This is a genomic window from Clostridium sp. LIBA-8841, from assembly GCF_034439435.1.
Lineage (GTDB): Bacteria > Bacillota > Clostridia > Clostridiales > Clostridiaceae > Sarcina.
This window is the reverse complement of sequence record NZ_JAPCKJ010000002.1, coordinates 578853-600321: the sequence shown is the minus strand read 5'-3', so window position 1 is coordinate 600321 and position 21469 is coordinate 578853. Positions and strand designations below refer to the sequence as shown.

At 27.6% G+C, this 21469-nt stretch carries 21 protein-coding genes; 15 read left to right on the top strand and 6 right to left on the bottom strand.

Features of this window, described 5'->3' with window-relative positions; translation table 11 throughout:
* Positions 1-283: 283 nt before the first annotated feature.
* Genes OIF33_RS08460 through OIF33_RS08450 form a run of 3 tightly spaced genes read right to left on the bottom strand, consistent with a single transcriptional unit; the run spans position 284 to position 2845 of the window.
* Complete coding sequence (locus OIF33_RS08460) at positions 284-934, bottom strand: TetR/AcrR family transcriptional regulator (protein WP_322503796.1); 651 nt, start codon at positions 932-934, stop codon at positions 284-286.
* 37 nt (positions 935-971) lie between these two features.
* Positions 972-2129, bottom strand: a complete 1158-nt coding sequence (locus tag OIF33_RS08455) for an ABC transporter permease (RefSeq protein WP_322503795.1) — start codon at positions 2127-2129, stop codon at positions 972-974.
* Positions 2129-2845, bottom strand: a complete 717-nt coding sequence (locus OIF33_RS08450) for an ABC transporter ATP-binding protein (RefSeq protein WP_322503794.1) — start codon at positions 2843-2845, stop codon at positions 2129-2131. Before OIF33_RS08450 ends, OIF33_RS08455 begins: the two co-directional genes overlap by 1 nt.
* Before the next feature lie 185 nt (positions 2846-3030).
* Between OIF33_RS08450 and OIF33_RS08445 the strand changes: the two genes are divergently transcribed.
* Positions 3031-3771: a flavodoxin family protein gene (locus tag OIF33_RS08445; RefSeq protein ID WP_322503793.1), complete on the top strand. Its 741-nt coding sequence runs from the start codon at positions 3031-3033 to the stop codon at positions 3769-3771.
* A 248-nt stretch (positions 3772-4019) separates the two neighbouring features.
* On the opposite strand, the gene OIF33_RS08440 is transcribed toward OIF33_RS08445, so the two are convergent.
* Positions 4020-4340 carry a bacteriocin immunity protein gene (locus OIF33_RS08440; protein WP_322503792.1) on the bottom strand — a complete coding sequence of 107 codons (321 nt, stop codon included), beginning with the start codon at positions 4338-4340 and terminating at the stop codon, positions 4020-4022.
* Between the two features lie 502 nt (positions 4341-4842).
* Between OIF33_RS08440 and OIF33_RS08435 the strand changes: the two genes are divergently transcribed.
* From OIF33_RS08435 to OIF33_RS08375, 13 genes are all read left to right on the top strand, one after another.
* Positions 4843-5619 (top strand): ABC transporter ATP-binding protein, encoded by a 777-nt coding sequence (locus OIF33_RS08435; RefSeq protein WP_322503791.1) that lies wholly within the window; start codon positions 4843-4845, stop codon positions 5617-5619.
* Positions 5609-7648, top strand: a complete 2040-nt coding sequence (locus OIF33_RS08430; RefSeq protein WP_322503790.1) for an FtsX-like permease family protein — start codon at positions 5609-5611, stop codon at positions 7646-7648. The genes OIF33_RS08435 and OIF33_RS08430 overlap by 11 nt, the downstream gene beginning before the upstream one ends.
* A 454-nt stretch (positions 7649-8102) precedes the next feature.
* Positions 8103-8657: a DUF6512 family protein gene (locus tag OIF33_RS08425; RefSeq protein ID WP_322503789.1), complete on the top strand. Its 555-nt coding sequence runs from the start codon at positions 8103-8105 to the stop codon at positions 8655-8657.
* A 180-nt stretch (positions 8658-8837) separates the two neighbouring features.
* Positions 8838-9461, top strand: a complete 624-nt coding sequence (locus OIF33_RS08420) for a sugar O-acetyltransferase (protein WP_322503788.1) — start codon at positions 8838-8840, stop codon at positions 9459-9461.
* Positions 9462-9918: 457 nt separating this feature from the next.
* A complete protein-coding gene (locus tag OIF33_RS08415; RefSeq protein WP_322503787.1) occupies positions 9919-10365 on the top strand; it encodes an AAA family ATPase in 447 nt (148 codons plus the stop codon).
* Positions 10366-10663: 298 nt separating this feature from the next.
* Positions 10664-11479 carry a GNAT family N-acetyltransferase gene (locus tag OIF33_RS08410; RefSeq protein WP_322503786.1) on the top strand — a complete coding sequence of 272 codons (816 nt, stop codon included), beginning with the start codon at positions 10664-10666 and terminating at the stop codon, positions 11477-11479.
* 76 nt (positions 11480-11555) lie between these two features.
* Positions 11556-12086: a GNAT family N-acetyltransferase gene (locus OIF33_RS08405; protein WP_322503785.1), complete on the top strand. Its 531-nt coding sequence runs from the start codon at positions 11556-11558 to the stop codon at positions 12084-12086.
* A 34-nt stretch (positions 12087-12120) separates the two neighbouring features.
* Positions 12121-12687, top strand: coding sequence for a flavin reductase family protein (locus OIF33_RS08400; protein WP_322503784.1), 567 nt, complete (start codon positions 12121-12123; stop codon positions 12685-12687).
* Positions 12688-12945: 258 nt separating this feature from the next.
* Positions 12946-14109 (top strand): hypothetical protein, encoded by a 1164-nt coding sequence (locus OIF33_RS08395; protein WP_322503783.1) that lies wholly within the window; start codon positions 12946-12948, stop codon positions 14107-14109.
* Positions 14110-14146: 37 nt separating this feature from the next.
* A complete protein-coding gene (locus tag OIF33_RS08390) occupies positions 14147-14977 on the top strand; it encodes a hypothetical protein (RefSeq protein ID WP_322503782.1) in 831 nt (276 codons plus the stop codon).
* A gap of 14 nt (positions 14978-14991) precedes the next feature.
* Positions 14992-15678, top strand: a complete 687-nt coding sequence (locus tag OIF33_RS08385) for a response regulator transcription factor (RefSeq protein WP_322503781.1) — start codon at positions 14992-14994, stop codon at positions 15676-15678.
* The gene (locus OIF33_RS08380) at positions 15671-16702 is read left to right on the top strand and encodes a sensor histidine kinase (protein WP_322503780.1); all 1032 of its coding nucleotides are present in this window, start codon (positions 15671-15673) and stop codon (positions 16700-16702) included. The genes OIF33_RS08385 and OIF33_RS08380 overlap by 8 nt, the downstream gene beginning before the upstream one ends.
* A gap of 761 nt (positions 16703-17463) precedes the next feature.
* Positions 17464-17985 (top strand): hypothetical protein, encoded by a 522-nt coding sequence (locus OIF33_RS08375; RefSeq protein WP_322503779.1) that lies wholly within the window; start codon positions 17464-17466, stop codon positions 17983-17985.
* 885 nt (positions 17986-18870) lie between these two features.
* Here the strand turns inward: OIF33_RS08375 and OIF33_RS08370 are convergent.
* Positions 18871-20115 (bottom strand): MFS transporter, encoded by a 1245-nt coding sequence (locus tag OIF33_RS08370; protein ID WP_322503778.1) that lies wholly within the window; start codon positions 20113-20115, stop codon positions 18871-18873.
* Between the two features lie 145 nt (positions 20116-20260).
* Positions 20261-20734 carry a MarR family transcriptional regulator gene (locus OIF33_RS08365; RefSeq protein WP_322503777.1) on the bottom strand — a complete coding sequence of 158 codons (474 nt, stop codon included), beginning with the start codon at positions 20732-20734 and terminating at the stop codon, positions 20261-20263.
* 297 nt (positions 20735-21031) lie between these two features.
* On the opposite strand from OIF33_RS08365, the gene OIF33_RS08360 reads away from it, so the two are divergent.
* Positions 21032-21469 (top strand): hypothetical protein, encoded by a 438-nt coding sequence (locus OIF33_RS08360; protein ID WP_322503776.1) that lies wholly within the window; start codon positions 21032-21034, stop codon positions 21467-21469.

Sequence of the window (21469 nt, the reverse complement as noted above, 5' to 3'; positions counted from 1 at the left end):
GTTTAAGCTACAACCTTTTTTATGTGAAAAATTATTATAAAAATATCACTTAGCAATGATATAGAGAATTAGATCATAATATAATTTATTTAATAGATTTTGTTTTAAATTAGTGTTGATTTTTAAATAAAATTATAGCGGTAAGACGTTTTTTTTATTTAAGGAATACAATATAACTAGAATTACATTGTATAAGTTCAAAATACAAAATTTTAAATTTTGCTTTTTACTTAAAATTATGAAGAACTATTTAAAAATCAACACTCACCTAAAACATAACTTTTTATTTAGACAAACCCTTAGAAAGTAGTGTAGCTATATAATCTATTTCTTTTTCATCATCCCAAGGTTTATTTGGGAACAATGTGTACTTTGATATGCCATATGAGGCTATATTGGTCATTATAAATCTTATTATTACCTCATTAGGCCAATTTACTAACAATCCTTTTTCCTTAAAGTTATCTAAAACTTTATAAAAATTAACTTTAATTTCAGAAGGAATTAGTGTTATAAGTTTATTTCTGATATCCTCACTATACAGAATTTCATTTATGAATATTTTGCCTATCTTATGATTTTCATTTAAAAAATTAATTCTATCACTTATTATTATTTTAAAAAATGATTTTAAATCTGTATGTTCAATCTCTAAGGCAGTCTTTGAAAATTGCTTTGCAACTTCAGGAAATATATCATCTATTAAAAATGGTATTATTGTTGCTATTAAAAGATTTTCTTTGCTTCCAAAGTGTTTAAATATTGTTCCTTCAGCAGCTCCAGATAACTTAGAAATTTCACTTGTAGAAGTATTGGCAAAGCCTTTTTCTGCAAATAAATTTATACTAGCATCTAAAATTGCCTTTTGTTTAGTTGTCATTTTATCATTATCTAAAATTTTGTTTTTAAATAGAGTAACAATAGAATCTTCCATGTTCTCCTCCTAAATAGTGTATTCTATTTCTATCTTATTATATCTTACGATATCTTTTCAATCCTATAATATTTAAGAATATAAATATCACTGCAAATAATAGTAGAATTAGTAAGTCAAAGCTTATTTGTTCAAAGGACTCTCCCTTTATCATTATTCCTTGAAGGGCATCACCTACATAATACATAGGAATAAATTTCGCAATATTTTGAAGTACAGTAGACATATTGCTTATTGGTATAATTCCTGAGAAGAATATTTGAGGTATTACAACAACTGGTATGAATTGCATCATTTGAAACTCTGAGTTAGCAAAGGTTGAAAGCAATGTTCCAAAGGATAAGGCAACAAAGGCAGTTATTATATTAGTTAAGATTACTAATGGAAGACTTCCTAAAATGTTTATGTTTAAAACATATATGGAGTAAAGGACAATTACAAAGGTTTGAATTATTGCAAAAATTCCATATCCTATTAAGTAACCAAAAACTATTTCACTTCTTCTAATTGGAGAAGATAAAAGCTTGTCTAAAGTTCCGCTACTTCTTTCTTTAAGCAATGATATTCCTGAAATTAAAAACACGAAGAAGAATACAAAAAATCCTATAAGAACAGGAGTAAAGGTATCAAATAAATCTGTATTTTCATTTCCATAAATATAATTAGAAGTTATTTTGAAGCCTTCTTTAGAGGAATTATCCTTAGGTAGATTTTCATTAGCATTTTCCTTATTTATGCTATTTGGAAGTTTAGAGAGCATTTCTTGTTGCTTCAATATTATTTCCTTTTCTTCTTTAGCAACCTCTGTTAGTTTATCAATTTCAACCTTAGAAAGAGTACCTTTAAGTAAGGAGTTAACAGCCATGCTTTTACTTGGATCACTGTTTTCATAAGTTATATCTAAATTATTATCAGATAAGCTAATAAATGCAGCTAAGTTATCATCTGTTATTTTATTTTTTATACTAGAATCATCATTGTAGGTTACAACATCTACATCATTTTCTTTTAAGGTCTTTACTATTTCAGAATCTAAGTTATATGTTCCAATCTTTAATGAGGTATCATTTCCATTTTCAAATAAAAAGTTCATAAGTGTTAAAATAACTAAGGGTGCCACCATCATTAAGGCTAGAGTTCTTTTATCATGGATTATTTGGACTATTATTCTTTTTACTAAGGCTATTATTCTCATTATTTATCCCTCCTAGCTTTTAAGAAAACTTCTTCTATGCTAGAAGCATTGTATTTTTCTTTTAAATTAACAGGGCTTCCTTCTTCTATAATCTTTCCATCTCTTAAAAAAACAACCCTATCACATCTTTCAGCTTCATCCATTACATGAGTAGTAACTATTATGGCTTTATTATTTTTCTTAAGCTTGTGTAGTTCTTCCCATATACTTAATCTTAATTCAGGATCTATACCAACAGTTGGCTCATCTAAAATCAATATTTCAGGGTCTTGTATCAAGGCACTTGCTAAAGAAAGTCTTCTTTTCATACCACCTGAAAAGTTTTTAACTCTCTTTTTCTTATGATCTGTTAAATTAACAAGATCTAGAAGATAATTGATGTTCTTTTCTCTAACTTCTTTAGAAAGAGAGTAGAGAGAAGAGAAAAAAGTTAGGTTATCTAAGGCAGATAAATCTTCATAAAGAGCATCTGACTGAGCCATATAGCCTATTTTTTGTAACACCTTTCTATTAGGCATTTTCTCATCCAAAACTTTAATAGAGCCAGAATTAACTTTTTCCATACCTATTATTGATTTTACTAAAGTTGTTTTACCCGCTCCAGAAGGTCCAACAAGGCATAAAATTTCTCCTTTTTCTATTTTTATAGAAATCTTATTTAGTATATTGATATTTCCAAAGTTTTTTGTAACACCTTCAACTATTATTGCTGACATTAATATACCTCCTTATTTATATAATTCACTTAAAGTGAGTAATCACTCACTAATAATATCATATTTAAAAATGAATGTAAATTTATTAGGTGCAATTATAATTACTTTTAATATTTATAAATACTTTAACTAATAAGGTTTTACAGTTATATTATTTATATATAGTTGAAAAAATAGGGGGAGTTATGAAGAAAATTCTTTTAATTAATTCAAGCAATAGAAAGAAGAACACATATAAATTATTAACTTCAATTGAGGATATATTGAAAAACAATGGGTATGAAACAGAGCTTATAAGTTTATCCGATTATAAAATAGAGTTTTGCAAAGGCTGTGAAGTCTGTATATTAAAAGGGGAGTGTTTTCTTAAAGACGAATCTAAGGTTATAATGGAAAAAATAATTGAATGTGACGGACTTGTAATAGGTACTCCTGTTTACTTAAATAATATGAGTGGAATATTAAAATCTTTTATAGATAGAACATGTAGCTGGTTCCATAGAAGTGAGGTGGCACAAAAACCAACTTTACTTTTAGCTAATACACAGGGATCAGGATTAAAAAACACAATAAACTCCATAGAAGAGGCAATGATTCAGTGGGGAGTATCTTTAGGTGGAGCTATTACAAGAAACGGTAGAAGTTTCAATAAGCCCATAGAAGAAAAGGAAGTGGCAGACTTTATTAAGCTAGTAGAATCATCTGGAAGGTCATATTCACCTAGCTTCAAGGAAGTTTACACTTATAATATCCAAAGAACCCTAGCAACTAATGTTTTTCCAGTAGATAAAGAATACTGGATTAATAAAGGATGGATTAATAGTGCCTATTTTCCAGGAACTAAGATTAATCCAATCAAAAAGCTTTATGGAAATGGATTATATAAGTTACTAACCAAAGTAATAAAGCCAATTGAACAAGAATAATAAATTTTAAAATATAAAAATAAGGGCTTCAGAAGTTACTTTTAAGTTTTAAAGCCCTTATTAATATTTAATATTTAGCATATTTTCCATAGAATTTATTCAATTTAGCTCTAGTGAAATTGAAACAAGAAGCTTAAACTCAAAATATCTTAAGAATATTATCTTTACATAGCTAATTAACTTTACATAGCTAATTAACCTCTAATTGTTTATTAAGACAGCCCTATATTTATATCTAGAAATAAAAACTAACCTAGAATAGTACCAAGTACTGCCAAGCCACGACCTAAATTCTCTTCAAAAAATCCAGTAGTGGAAATATCCATATAAAGTTTACCAACTTCTTTGCTAAGTGTTTCTTTATTATTAAATTTCTTAAGAGATAATTGACGTAAAGATTCTGCTAATCTCATTACTTGCTTTTCAAAATCTTTTCCTTTTTCAACTGCATTCTTAAATTCAATTAATATAGAACGCTCATCATCAGGTGTTTCTACATTTAAAATTAAATCATAAACTCTTCCTAATAAATCATTTTCAGCTTCTAATCTTTTTTCTTTTTTACTCAAATTAATTACCTACTTTCTACCCTAATATTAACCTATGTAGATAGGAAATTTATATCTTTTAAAGATTCTGCTTTAAATAGTGTTGACTTTAAGGTAGGTCTTAAGGAATATCTTAAAATCAACATCTTTTTTATCAATATAAATAATTATCTACATATAATTTAAAAAGTTTATTTCCTGAATTTAGAATATTGATTTATTAGAATATAAAACTTTTAGGTTAATAATTCAAATTACTTTGATTATTATATTGATAATTAAGATTTAGTTTTAAAATATAACTTCAAGTAAGCTTCATAGTTGAGTAATTTTTTATTAAAAGTTAAATATTTGAAATGGAAAATTCATAATAAATCATAGCTTTTTAAAGAGGAAAGTAATTTATGCACATTTTTATATATAAAACCTTTCATCAACTGTAAGTTTTATGTTGCAGGGTTATTTTGTATAATTAACACAGATGAAATTAAAAAACAGTTTTTCATAAAGGGGAAGAATAGAGATGGTAGAAAAAATATTAGAAGTGCAATCATTATGCAAATGTTATGGGAAAAAAGGTAACCTTACAAAGGCTATAGATGGAATTAGTTTTCAAGTTGTAGATGGAGAGTTTGTTGGAATTATGGGAAGTAGTGGTTCTGGAAAGACAACATTACTTAATTGTATTGCAACAACTACTAGTCCAACTGAGGGAAAGATTCTTTTAAAGGGTGAGGATATAGGAAGTTTCAAGGGTAAGAAGTTAGCAAATTATAGAGGAAATCGTATAGGATATTTATTTCAAAACTTTGAGCTTATTGATAATTTAAACGGTAGAGAAAACATAATGCTACCAATTGCAATCCACAATATGCTGGGAAAAGAGGATGAAAAAAGAATTGATGAAATCATAAAGTATCTAGAGATTGAAGAAGTCATTGGCAAGTTTCCTTCTGAGATGTCTGGTGGTCAAAAACAAAGAGTAGCAGCTGCTAGAGCCTTAGTTTTAAATCCAGAAATAATACTTGCAGATGAGCCAACTGGTGCCTTAGATTCAAAAAATGCAAAGCTATTAATGGAGAAGTTTTTAGGGTTAAATGAAGAACAAAAAGCAACAATTTTAATGGTAACACATGATCCAAATGCAGCTAGTTATTGCTCAAGAATTTTGTTTATTCAAGATGGAGTTATTTTTCATGAACTTAGAAAGAGAGTTCCAGAGGAGTCACAACAGGATTTTTATAAGAGAATCATTGCAGTAATGGCTCAGTTAGGTGGAGGAAGTGCAAATGTTCTTTGATTTAGTTAAGAAAAACAGTAAGCAAAACAGAAAAGAGAATGGAATTTTCTTTGTCTCCTTAATTGTGTCAATAATAGCATTTTATATTATATTGTCCTTGAAAAATCAAGATGTAATACTATTTTTAAAAACAATGGAAAGTGATGCTATAAGCAGATTATTATTAATAACTCCAGCTTTATATGGCGCTTCACTATTTATTCTATTCTTCCTGGTGTACTTTGCAGGAAAGTATCAGCTAGAGAGAAGAAGTCATGAACTTGGAATGTATTTAATGCTAGGAATGCGTCGTAGCAAATTATTTTCAATGCTTTTATTAGAAGAACTATGGAATAGCATTATATCACTTATTATTGGGATTCCTATAGCTATTTTCCTATCAGAAATGATCAGTATGATTACTGCAAAAGTGGTTGGACTTGGAGTTATAGGACATAAATTTTCATTTTCAATTGAAGCAATATTATTAACAATAGTTGGGTATTTTCTTATTAGATTAGCAGCATTATTAATATTAAGTGGAAGTATTGCAAGAAAGGATATAACAGAGTTATTATCACCTTCTCAAGAGGAAAAACACAAGGTTTATAGTAGAATTTTTATAATAGTAAAGTTATTACTAGGAGCTTTAATATTAGTTACCGCTTATGGATTAGCAATTGAAGGCTATGCATGGGAATCACTTAAGAACATGGGAATAACCATTGCTTTAGGAATCATAGGAACATTCCTTTTCTTTAATGGAGTTGGAATCTTATTTGAAATTATTCTTAAAAAGAGAAAAAATAAAAATGGTTTAGAATTATTTACATTTAGACAGTTACAAGAAAATGTATTTTTAAAATCAAACTCTCTTGCAATCTCATCTTTACTGGTTTTATTAGCACTTTGTTGTTTTGGTTATGGGGTTTCTGTAAGTTTCAATTCAAGTTCAAAAAATCAGCATGTACTAGATTATACTTTTAAGGGAAATGGAGAAGAAATAAAAAAGGAACTAGGTAAAGAGCCAATAAAAGATTATATTAATAAGATCTGGGATGTTAAATTAGGAATGATAAAGGAAGATGGGGAGTTTTCTGCAAAGAATTTAATAAAAGCAGTAGAAAATCAAAAGGATTCTGAGGGAAAAGATGTATTATTAAACAATCTTCAGTACTTTGAATATCCATATTTAATTTCCTTATCAGGATATAATGAGATCTTAAAGACTGCAGGCAAGGAGCCAATTAAACTTGAAAAAAATCAAGTAGCTTTATTTAATGGATTAGGATTTTCTTATGGAAATACTGCAGAAATTTTAAGAAGTGTTCTTAAGGAAAATTTAAATGTAGAGATAAAAGGAGAAGAATATGAACTTGTAGGAAATCTATATCAGGATAATATAGTTACAGATAAATCTATAAACATAAGTTATGGATTGATTGTTTCAGATGAAGATTTTAATAAGCTTATAGATGGAGATTACAGCTCTTATTGGAATGCAACTTTAAATAATAATATTATAGAAGAAGAGGGCTTAATGCAAGCAATTTTAAAAGTGAATAAATTAATTGATAAAACAGGATTAGAATATGAAAGTTATCTACAAAATATGGGAAGACAGCTATTTTATAAGGTGGCAGCTAGCTATACAACAATTTATCTAGCTTTAATTTTCTTGATTATTGCTAATACAGTTATAGGAATTCAATTCTTAATGCAGCAGCAAAAGACAGGAAGACGTTATCAAACCTTAGTGCGCATTGGAGGAAGTTATAAAGAACTATGTAAATCAGCTAGAAAGCAAATAAAGTGGTATTTTTGTCTTCCAATAATAGTTTCAGCAATTGGAAGTATATTTGGTATAAGAGCATTATTCTCAGGAGTTGCTACAGCAGAGATGAAAAGTCAAATCATCTCACTAATGACAATTGCATTACCTACAATTATTATCCTTTGTATAGTAGAGTTTACTTATATTATTGCAGTAATGAGAATAAGCGACAAACAAATATCAAAGCTTATGGATACTAAAAGAGAAGATAATTAAGGTTGAGGCATCAAAACTTAGATATAAAACTTATAAATATATTCGAAGAATTACTGGATTTCACTAAGAATTTATAGCAATTACTTCGAATATTTTACTAAAGCGAAAAACTTCCTTCGGTTAAGTGAAAGTCAAAATTTTTAATTTTGCTTTTTGAACTTATACCTTTGAGCGAAGGGAAAAGGTGCTTCCTAATAATTTTTAACGTAAAATATTCTTCGTAATAGCTTAAATTCTAAAGTTCATCCAGATATTCTTTTTATATTATTTATAAGTTTTATTAATTAGTTATTTTAAGGTGCGCCCCGTTAAGTAGACACGGTATAAAAGACTGTGTCTACTTAACGGGGCGATTTTTTATTAGAAATAGTTAGGTTTACATTATATTAATTAAAGTATATTTTAAAATTATATGAGTAAATTAAATATATATAAATTAATCAGGAGGCAAAATATGAAATATAGGGATTTATCCGCTCCGGAAAAATGGATATTAAAAGGTATCCCAACCTTATTTGTTATAGGCACAATAATGCATTTTGCATATGACTTATCTAAAAATAATCCTATAGTGGGACTATTTGCTGCTGTAAATGAAAGTATATGGGAGCATTCGAAAATGGTGTTAATACCTGTAATTTTATGGTGGGTGCTTTATTACTATTTTAAAGGTAAGCAGTACTCTATTAACAAAAACAAATGGTTTCAAAGTGCACTGGTAACTCTTATTATTTCATTGATAACAATACCTATGCTTTATTATTTTTATACCCAAGCATTTGGAGTAGAGCTTTTAGTAGTAGATATTATAATTCTATTACTTGCAATTATATTTGGTCAATTACTTGGTTTGCACATTTATAAGCATGGTAAAGGTGTTAATTCAAGCATTATTATAATAGTTTTTATAGTGTTAATTGTTATGTTTATGATATTTACTTTTTATCCTCCTCATATACCATTATTCCAAGATGGTATTTCAGGTGGTTATGGTATAAATAAAATGTAAAACTTATATATATAAATTAGAGTTTGTTGAATTTTTGTTATTTAGATTAACAAGTAAAAATGTAACTTTTTTATAAACAATAATAAAAAAATATAAAGAATAATAAAGAAATGATATTATTTTAGATAAAGTAATATCATTTTTTTATATTTAAAAACATTATTTAGGGGGAGAAAATTTATGAATGAACGCGATAAAATGTTAAATGGTAAAATATATGATCCATTTACAGAAGGATTACCAGAAGAACGTGCAAAAGCACATAAACTTTGTAAGTTATACAATGATACATTTGAAACAGAAACTGAAAAACGTAAGGAAATTATCAATGAATTGATGCCTGAATGCCATGAAAGTGTTTATTTACAGGGACCAATTTACTTTGATTTTGGAAGTAATACAGTTATAGGAAAAAATAGTTATGCTAACTTTAACTTTACAGTGCTTGATATTTGTAAAGTTACAATTGGAGAATGCGTTTTTATTGGACCAAATGTTTCTTTATTGACTCCTAAGCACCCACTTTGTTATCAAGATAGAAACCCATATTATAATGAAAAAACTGGAAAAGTCACAGATATGGAATATGGTGCGCCAATAACAATTGAGGATAATTGCTGGATTGGTGGAGATGTAACTATTTGTGCTGGAGTAACTATAGGAGAAGGCTGTGTTATTGGAGCGGGATCTGTAGTAACAAGAGATATTCCAGCGGGTAGTCTTGCATTTGGAAATCCATGTCGTGTGAGTCGTGCAATTACAGAGGAAGACCGTCTTTCTGCTCATCCAGAGCTTTTTATATAATAACTATGATTTGAAATTAAAATAATAATATAAACTATAGCATAGATAAACAAAGAGAAATAGAGTAATAGATGAAAAGTAATAATCTATTTTATGTTCAAAAAACATATGTTAATTTTTATATTCTATTAAGTAATAATTAAAGTGAAGAAGATATAATATCATAAAAGATTAAAAAATATAACTTTTTAAAATATAGTTAAAATAAGACCTTAAGTTATAGAAGGTGCTAAATATGCTAGTAAACCTTTATAGGAATACATAATTTTAGGATTAAAAAGTTATTTATGAATTGAAAGAGGTTCAGTTAATGAATCTCTTTTTTTATAAGAAATAGTTGGGTTTATATTACATTAATTAAAGTATATGTTAAAATAAATAGAGTTATATTTTTATAGTACTGATTTATAAATAAGAATTTGTAGTGCAGATTTTTTATGGGTGGATAAGATATGATATGAAGATTCTGATTTTTGGAATTGTAGCAAGTGGAAAGACGACATTAGCAAAAAAAATTTCTAAAGAATTAAGTATTCCATATTTTGAAGGTGATTGTATTGCATGGGGTTTTTCAGATGGAAAGAGATACAAACATTCTGATGAGGAACAAAAAAGCATTATTGAAAAAATAGATAAAAATGAATCGTGGATAATAGAAGGAACATATCGTAAAAGTCAACAGCTGATTTATGATTTAGCAGATAAAATAATTTTCTTAGATACGCCTTTATATAAAAGAAAATTTAGAATAATAACTCGATTTATAAAGCAAAAAATTGGAGTTGAAAAAAGTAATTATAAGCCAACTTTTGAAATGCTAAAATACATGTTCAAATGGACCAATGATTTTGAGAAGAATAGACAAACATATGAAAGTAGACTTTTGAATTATGAAGTAAATTAATTTGGGTTAAGTCATCAAAAGAAGTAGACAATATATTATTACAAAAGTGATAATTTGAACGAATAGTAATGTTATACTTTAAAATATTTATATGGTAGATAAATTAAATTATCAGTAGTAACTGGAGGAATCAATGAAGTTTATAAAATTAGAATTAAAGTATATAGATGAGGCAGTTGAATTGGCAATTGAAGAATATAAAAATGAATGTGCTAGCAATAATCAATTGTTAGTGAAAAATTACAGGGAAAAATTAAAGGAATCGTTAATTGGTATTTTTAATAGCAAGTATGGATTGATGGCAATAGAGGATGAAAAGCTTGTTGGATATTTAGTATTTGTGGGTGGATTTGAAGGACAGTTTGGAGATGTAAAAGGTTCATTTTCACCATTGTTTGGAAGTGCATTTGCAAGTGAAAATAGAAAAAGAATAGCGTCGATGTTATTTGAAAATTTATCTAAATTGATGATTAAAGATGGTATATTTAGTTTTGCAATTTGTAAATATGCACATGATAAAGAAATAGCAGAATCATTGATATTCAATGGTTTTGGTATACGTTGTAGTGATGCAATCTTAAATTTGACATATATAGATGAGGTGAAGATAGATAGTGGATTTAGATATGAAGAAATTGGCTATCAAAAAGCCAGTATATTATTAGAGCTGAAAAATAGATTTTCTAATCATATGAGAGAAAGTCCTATATACATGCCGAGAGCACACTTAACAGGTGATGAGTTTGCAGCAATTTGTGAGAAAAGGAAAAGTAGGTTTTTTGTTGCATATGATGGTAACAAAGCTGTGGGATATATTGAAGTCTGTAAAGAAGCTGAAACTTTCATTTCAGAAGACCCAGAAGTACTAAATATCTGTGGAGCTTATGTTCATGAACAATATAGAAATGGATTAGTAGCAAGAGAACTTTTAATATATACTATGAAGATATTGGCAGATGAAGGTTTGAAGTATTTAGGTGTTGATTTTGAAACATTAAATCCTACTGCAATTCAATTTTGGACAAAATACTTTGAATGTTATACTTATAGTTTTGTTAGACGAGTTGATGAAAGAATTGCAGATTATTGCAAAAATGAGAGTTTTCACGAATAGCCGAAAATAAAATAGATAAGATTATAGTTAAAATAAGAGTAGTTTTAAAAAATTAATGAAAGATTGGGATGAAATTATGGAGGTTAAAGTAGTTTTAGCTACTGAAGAAAATGCAAATATTATAAAAAATATTTATCCGTTATATTTGTATGATTTATCAGAGGTTTATGGAAATGTACCTAATGAATATGGCATTTATGAAGAGGAACCTATAAAAACATTATCAGAACAATATGATGTTCAAAATATCTGGTTTCAAAAACCAGATAAATTATTTCCATTCATAATAATGGTAGATGGTAAGCCAGCTGGATTCGATTTAATAGCAACAGGTGAATTTGCTCCTAAAGAAATGGATTATTACGTTTATGAATTCTTTTTATTAAGACCATATAGAGGTAAAAATATTGCAACCATTGCAGCAAAAAAGGTGTTTGATATATTTTCAGGAAAATGGGGATTATACGTGGCACCATATGGTATGAATCCTAGAGCAGAAAAGTTTTGGAGAAAAACTATTAGTGAATATACCAAGGATAACTTCAATGAAAAAAGTGGATCAACATTTGATGGAGATAAAATAATATTCTCATTCGATAATGTATAAAAGTAGTTAAAATAATAAAAAGGCGGTGTCTAATTTGGACAAATTAAAAGTAGGAAATATACCTTTTATATATCCAATTCCAGCAATACTTGCAGGTACAATAGTTGATGGAAAAGTTAATTATACAACTCTTGGTAACTGTGGAATAATGAGCGTCAATCCAGCTGTAATATATATTTCTTCAGAAAAAACTCATTATTTAAATATTGGAATCAAAAATAATGGTTTTTTTAGTGTAAATATACCTTCAACTAATTTGGTGCAAAAAACTGATTTTTGTGGATTGTTATCAGGAAATAAAGGTGATAAATCTGAAGTTTTTGAAACATTTTATGGTGAAGTGAAGGATGTTCCTTTGATAAAAGAATGTCCAGTAAATTTGGTTTGTAAGGTTATTAATAATATAAATATTCATCAAATGGAAGTATTTGTTGGAGAAGTAGTAGAAGTTTTCATAGACAAGGACTGCTTTACAGATGGTGAGCCTGATACAGAAAAAATTGATCCATTAATATATACAATGGATAATAATTATTGGCGCATTGGAAGTAAAGTAGGAAATGCATTTTTTGATGGCAACAATTATAAAAAATTATATTAATTATGTGCAGGATAGAAAAATATTTTTATACTAATAGCACTTTTGAGGTGCAAAATTATAAACTATCATAAGGAATCACTAAAGTTCTAAATCATGTATTTGGTTTAGAACTTTTTATTATGTATATTTTAATGCTATGGGAATTTGTGGAATATAATTTGAGTTTATGTTATTATGACACTAATGGATAGGCAGAAATTTGACACTTACTTAGATAGTCACTATTTATATCATAAGATATATAATGAGGTGAGATGTATGGAAAGAGACTTACAAGAAAATATAGTTGGCTCGTACAGAGGTATAAGAAGATTGTTAGGTAAACGGTTTAAAGATAACTTTGTATTATCTAATAAACTTATAAAATACAATAATTTAGAAGAAGCTCTATTAGACTTCACTAAATATGAGAAATTATTAGATGGAAAAGATAATAATGAGTATATACTTAAAAAAGTTATTGCAACAAAATATTATCTTATGTCGTTACTAAATTATGATATTCCATATGAAGAATATGTGAAAAATACAATTGGAGTTACTGTTAAGACTACATCACAAAATATAATAGATGATATAGTGAAGGAAGTTAAAACCAAGTTAGAACAACTAAAAATAAGATATACCAAAAAAGAAATATATGAAAAATTTTATAGCTTTTCAATGAATAGAGAAGATTTAAAAGAATATTTAACAAATGAATTAAAAAGGCAAAAATCTATAGTAGAGAGCTATTTAGAATTAGAATTTAATGATGAATGTATTATAGAGTTTGTAGATGAAAAAGTTCCTTATGGATATTACTTAAATATTGGTGAAGATAATTATATATTAAAAGTCAATCTAAATATGGACAATAGTAGGTTTAATAAGGCAAATTTAAGATACGCTGTAGCACATGAGATTTTTGGACATGCAATGCAACTTTCATATTGGAATAAATGTATTAGAGAAAAAATAATCAATGAAATTTGCGGTTGTGAAGAAGACTATGGGCCTGAAATAATACAGTTAGAGGGCGTAGGAGAATCTATAGTATATTTTGTTTTTAAAGATGAAATAGATTTAGAAATGGAAGTTGAGCTTTTATTAGATAAATTACATCACCTAGTACAGAATAATTCATATGTTATGTTTAACTCTGGATATCCTTTAGAAGAATGTGTTGATTATTACTGTGATAATTACATTCTTAGTGATAGAGAGTCTGTAAGAAAACGAATATTGTTGTCAAAAGAAGATTCATTTTATAGAGCAAATTTATATTCATATGGAAGTTCATTGCTTACTTTTATAAAAATTAGTGAGGAATTAGACTTAAATAAGAGAAAAGAATTTTTTAGACAAATGTACCTACAGCCAATGACATATGATGAAATATTGAAATACTCTAAAAAGTTAAAACTAGAGATAACTTTTTAGCATGAAATAACTAGTTTTATGTTAGGAGATGGTGTTAATGAATTTTATAGATACATATGATGAGATTTTAGCTTGCTTTTCATCAAATGAATTTAATATAGAGCTTTGGGAAACTTATTCAAATATTATTTCAAGGGAATTAGCTAATAAAGTTAAAATTGATATTAAAGATTATAATTATACAAAAGATATACTTCCTGTAATTGAAAAAACTCTGACAAGTAGGGGAAAATTAAAGCAAGTCCATGAATCATTTATAGCAGTTTCAGGTAATATTAGATATAAATTTAATGAAATATTTCAAGAGGATTTTGATGTAGATATTATTTTATACTTAGGGTTATGTAGTGGAGCAGGTTGGGCAACATCACTTGATAATAGAAATGTTATTCTTCTTGGAATTGAAAAGATTATTGAACTTGATTGGTGTGATGAAGACAGTATGTTTGCTTTAATAGCTCATGAAATAGGTCATGTTTGGCATAGAACTAAGGGTGGATGTTTTGGAAAGCAAAACAATATTAGTGAAAAAGCACTTTTTCAACTTTATAGTGAGGGAGTAGCTATGTTATTTGAGCAATTACTATGTAGAGATGAAAATTACTATCATCAAAATCAAAATGGATGGATAGAGTGGTGTGAAAAAAATTTAGTTGAACTAAAGAGAGAATACTTAATAAGAATTACTAATTCTGAAAGTGTAAAAGACTTCTTTGGAGATTGGAATAGTTACAAAGGGTATTCAGATGTAGGATATTTTCTTGGGTGTAAATTTGTTAGGTTTCTTTTAGAAAAATATTCACTTACAGAAATGCTTAGTATGGAAATGGATTTAATGTTAAAGGAATATATTGATTTTTCAAAGTAAGGAAGGGGATTAAGATGAAGAGAATAGTTGTAGTTGAAGATGAATTATTTATGAGGGAAGAGCTTGTTTATATTTTGCAAAAGGCAGGATATGAGGCTTCCTGTATAAGTGATTTTTCAAATGTAGCAGAGGAAATACTTAAGGAATCTCCTGAACTTGTATTACTTGATCTTAATTTGCCAGGAATAACTGGTTTTGAGATATGCAAAGAAATTAAGATGAATAGTACAATCCCTATATTAATTTTAACTAGCAGAGATCAGTTGAAGGATGAACTTCATGCATTAGGTTTAGGTGCTGATGAGTATCTTACAAAACCATGCAATAAGGATAGATTACTAGCTAGAATTTCTAACTTGCTTCGTAGAAATGAAGATAGGAATTATTTTGTTGAGATAAGAGGAGTAAAACTTGATTTGCAGACATATACAATGTATTTTAATGAAAAATCAATTGTGTTAAGTGAGAATCAAGGAAAGATAATGGAGCTTCTTTTATCTAATCCAAATGATATTGTTACAAAAGATATGCTCTTTGAAAAGATATGGGGAACTAAGGATTATATTGATGAAAATGCATTACAAGTTAATATGACAAGATTAAAAAAGACAATTAAGAATTTAAATATGGACTATGAAATCATGACTATACGTGGGAAAGGTTATAAGCTTGTAGCTATTGAGGAAAAGAAAGATGATTAGAAAATTGATTAATATATTACTAAAATACAGGGTTTGGTTTATTGTTACTATTATTTTAAATGTTATGTTTGGAATATTTATTTGGTTAATTAATCCTGAGAGCTTTATCCATATTTTCCCAACCATGCTTATTGGCTCTATTTTAATATATAGCTTAATTGGTTTTATTCTTTACAATAAAGAGAAAAGACAATTAGAAAGAATCATGGAGTTTATAGAAAATCCAGATTTAAGTGAAGAGGAAGCTTGTCTTGAGTTTTTCTATGGTGAGGAAAAAGAGGTTATTAAGTTAATAGGTTCAAGGCTTAGAGAAAAGGAAGAGAAGATTAAAAATCAGGACTTAAACTTAAAAGAGTATGAAGAATACATAGAAACATGGGCTCATGAGATAAAAACTCCATTATCTTTAATGACCTTTATCCTTGATAATAGGAAGGAAGAACTTTCTTTTCCAATATACCAAAGGCTAGAATATTCAAGAAGTAAAATGCAAGAGGATATTGAGAAAATGCTGTATTATTCAAGGGTTAAGGCAGATCATTTAGACTATATATTCAGTGAAATATCACTTAAGGAAATTTGTAATGATGTTTTAGAGGAATATAAAAACTTAATAGAAGAGGAAAAAATTATTATTAACAATGAAGTAGGAGATAGTAAGGCAGTTTCTGATAAAAAGGGATTATCCTTTGTTTTAAGACAGATATTAAGCAATTCAATAAAATATACTGATAAAGAAAAAGGACAAGCTTTCATAACACTTTCTACCAATGTTAATAAAAATAATGGAACTATAGAACTCATAATTAGAGATAATGGGATTGGAGCTAATTCTTATGATTTACCTTTTTTATTTGATAAAGGATTTACAGGAGACACTGGCCAGGAAAGAAAAAAATCAACTGGAATGGGGCTTTATTTAGCAAATCAAGTTGCTAATAGTTTGAACTTTAAAATGGAAGTTTCAGAAGATTATAAAGAAGGCTTTGAAATATCTTTGATATTTCCCATAGTAGAATATTAGTTCAAACTTACTTGAAAAAGTAGGAAGTCTATTTGTTCTTAAGGCGATTATAAGAGCTAAACAGTTTATAATTGAAAATTAATTAAATTATTACAATAAATATAAAAGGTATAAATATATAAGAGATATAAGAGGTGAAATCAATGAGTGAATTATTAGCTACATTAACAGCTATAGGTGCTACATTATTCTTCATAGGCTTTTTTGATAAAGATAAGAAGAATAAGAAGAAGTAATAGTTTAAAATTATTCACACATAAAAGATTATGCTTAACTAATAAAAACTTACTTAAAAAGCAATATATTAAGTTAAGCATTTCTTTTCATAAAATTTATAATTCTATAAATAATAAAAAGGCTTATTATTTGTACATTATTTTATGAACTCAAAAGTAAATAAATAGGAAGACAATTTGTACAGGCAATCACATGTGAAATTACAAGAAATTCATATGTGATTTTTTTATGTTTTAGGTGAACCTTAATTTTGAGTTATCCTTTTGGAATTAACTTTATCTAAAGTGAAAATCAAAATTTTATATTGTGTACTTATCTATTTGAGTAAATGGAAAATATGTATCCTATAAGTGAAATCATCTGATTCAGACTCAAGAAATTCATTAGAATTAAATAATAAGTAGATTAATATAATAAATAAATGATGCATATTGGCTAAAAGGTATGCTAAATTAGAAATTTAAAAGGGGGGGTAACTTTAGTGGTAGTTTTGCATTTACATGTAACATATCACTAAAGGCACAATGAAAAGAAATAATAAAATAATATTAGGATTTATAGTTATTTGCTTAGCAGTAATATTATCTATTTCCATTAGAATGTATTATAAGAATAATGGAGTAGGGAGAAATTTAGGTACATTTAAAAAGGTAATATTAAATGAAAAATATAAAGATACACAGTTTTTCAGCCTAGAAGCTATGGGCATAATAGAAGAAACTGCAGAAACAGGGATATACACAAATATAAAAGGTGATACCATAAATAAAGTTATGGATATATTAAGTGATATAAAGCTTAAGGAATACGAGGGAGTAAAATACAATCAGCAAAATTTTTTGAATCTTAAATTTATTGGAGCTGATGAGGCTTATTTAGAGGTGGTAATAGTCGATAATAAAGTTATGTTAATTCAAACAAATGCCTCTAGTGATGAAAGATTTTCAGAGGGATATGAGATTGTAAATAATAATAATGATGTTATTAGAAAACTAGAAGAGATATTGAATGATTATATAAAGTTATATAAAAATAGTGATACGTAAATTAAAATTTAATATTCAATAAGAGTAGAGGAACGTAAAATCACGTTCCTTTGTTTTGTTGGATTTATGTTTTTATTATTTTAGTGAATTTGTGTTTTGATTTTATATGTGAAAGTAGTTATGATTTATAATATGAATTTAAGGATTTGCACTTCAAAAGGAAATCTGTTGTCAAAAAGGAGTTACAAAGGAATTATATTTAAGGCTCTGTTTTAAACCAATGGTGATATATGGGTATAATAAAAGTAGATAAGTTAAATTAACTTGTCCAATTTTATTATAGTTCGTAATAGTTTAATACTACGAATTTAATTTTTCTTTAAATCCTACAAAAAGCAAGCCTATCCAACCTAAAATCAAGCAAAAAATTGTTATGATTAGAAATGTAAAAGCAGTAATAATTAAATTAGGGTCCTCAAAAAAATAATATCTTATTAATAAATTTATGATAACGGAAGCAATACATGCTATAGCAATCGGTAGTTTGTTCTTACTGACAATCCTCTTTCCACAATGTTTACAAATAAAATGTCGTGCAAATAGATTTTTAGGTTTATGTTTACAAGAGTTTTCCACTATAATCACCTCATACAATTTTTTTAATTTAGTATAAAATATAAATAATCTGTTATTCGCCATAATATACAATTGTTTATTAATCATACTTTTATTATACATAACTTATGGTTTATAATTTCAGTGATAAATGCTAATTAAACAAATATTGGTTGCCTATTTTTAAAGTCCTTTATTATCGTATAATTATTAGTATAACTATAATACTTTATTTATATGGACATATCCAGTTATCAACACTCATTTAAAACAGAGCCATATTTCTTTAAATTTATATAAATAGCTTATGAACATTTAGTCCAGCAGTTTTTATATAAGTTGAGAACTTTTCTTAGTAGATTTAAATAAAACAGGTATTGCTAATCCTATAAGAATAACACCCATAAAAGCAGGAGCAGAATGTCCAAGTGATACATAGACTTGTCCTCCAATAATAGGGCCGATTATTCTTGCTAAAGATTGAAGAGCTTGGCTACCTCCTTGAATCCTTCCTTGCTCGCTGGAATCTCCAGATTTAGAAAGCATTCCATTAAATGAAGGGCCAAAAATTGAATCTCCAAAACCAAATACAAACATCCCAACTATGAAAAAAGGATAGAAGGTGAAAATAGCTGATGCTGCAATAAGAGCATAGCCTATGATTTCAGAGGCCATTCCTAGAATTGCTATCTTTGTATCACTAAGTTTCATTAAGAGTTTTGGCATTATTAAACCTTGTGAAATAATATCCTGTATTCCCATAATAGAGAACATAAGTCCTATTAATGTAGGAGACCAATTAAAAGTATCCATTGTAAATAGTGAAAAGATTGATTGTAAAGATCCGTTAGGTATCCAAATTAAGAAGGCTGAAATAAGTAACCTTTTTAATGTCTTCATTGAAAGTACACTCATAAGTTGGGTAAATGGATTAAGTCTTACAAGAGTGATTTTCTTTAGTCTATTATTTTCATGAAGACTTTCAGGCATATATAACATTCCATAAACAAAATTCAGTAAGGTGATTATTGCTCCAAAATACATTGGTACAGCATATCCAAACTTTGCTAGTAAACCGCCTAGAGTAGGGCCAATAGCTGCTCCTATACCTGCAATTGCGCTTATCCATCCAAAGTATTTAGTTCTTTGTTCCTTAGGAGTTATATCTGCAAAATATGCAAAGATGGTACTTATATTTCCACCTGTTATCCCATCTATTATGCGTCCAATAAATAGCATCCATAGAGAGCCACCTATACCAAAGATTAAGTATCCAATTGAGGAACCTAAAAGGCATATTAAAAGTAAAGGACGACGGCCATATCTATCACTTAAAGCTCCAAGTCCAGGAGCTACAAAAAATACACAAACTGCATAAATAGAGGTTAGTAGAGTAACAAAGAAGGCTTGTTCACTAGCATTGCTCACATAAGGTTCTACTAAAAATGGAACAACAGGAGCTATTATACTAAATCCCATTCCACAAAGAAAAACAGACATAAGACCAAATGTTAAAGCCTTTTTATCTACTATTTCTCCATTCTTTTCTTCATTATATGATTTAGATTTAAACATTTAAATTCTCCTTTCAAAACGTTTATTGTTTCCTTGTCAACAATAATCATAAATCAATTTTGTTTCCTTGTCAACAAAATAATGAAAATAAAAAATGCAGCCCATTCTAAATAGAACTCTGGACTGCTCATGTTATTATATAAATTTATTCAGGTTTAACATCTAAACCAACCTTCTTTATTTCTTTATCTAAATGACTTCTATATTTTTCTACGAAGCTAATCATATCATTAAATTGTTCCTCAGTTACATCTTCAAAGACAGCTTTATCACGCTCTTGAAACTCATTATGAAGATCATCATGAATTTTATTAATTGCTTTTCCTTGTTCAGTAAGTTTAAAGTAGATTTCCTTTTTGTTATCCTGCTTTTGATAGCTCTCAATAAGGCCTTTTTCTATAAGTTTCTTAGTTAATTTACTTATAGCACCCCTAGTCATGTAAAATGACTCTGCAAGTTTCGTTACGTTACAATCTACATTTTTTGCAATATATTCAATGCAATGCACTTCAGAAGGCTTATAACCTTTAAGATGGTCTTCCATCTTAGACTTATTAAGCCAAGCCATCTTGTTAAATAAGTCTCTAAAACCACTTATGACCTGCTCCTCTTTGTTCATGGTTTATCCTCCCATCTCTTCATTCATTAAGAATATTATATTAAACTTTTGTTTCTCTTTCAACAATCTTATTTATATATAAGTGTTGTGGGATTTTATGTAAAAATAAGACTATTCATGGTAATATAATATTAAACTAAACAATAAAAAATATTATTAAAGGCTAAATCATTTTGTTTATATTAAAGGGGGAGAAGGTTTATGAATTCTTTAAAAATAAAAATATTTAAGTATATAATTTGATGTAAATCAATAAATAGTTTTTATTAGTAAATCGAGTTGAATAGAGGTGATAAAATGAAAAAATTAAAGTATATTTCTGTAGTAATATGTGTGGCTTTTATCTTTTCATTTGGTTATAATATCTATCAATATAGTAGGATAAAAGAGACCAAAAAGGGGTTAGCATTTAATGTTACTAAAAATTTGCAAGAATTCGCAGGTAAATGTGGTAACACAGAAAATGAAATGATTTTTACTGAACAATATGGAAATATTGTTGCAGCTCACGAATCTTATTGTATATTAAGTGAAAATAATGGGATTCTTTCTGAGGAATGGGCTTATAGTTTACCTGGATTACTTCTTGCAATAAAAGATGTTATGATTAATGATAAAGAGAAATTTAAAGAAGTATTTGAAGGAACAGATACTCCAAATCTAATGTTCAAAATATCAAATAATTTTGAGGATAGAGAATCAATAAATAGGCTTTATAACCTATTAAAAAACTAA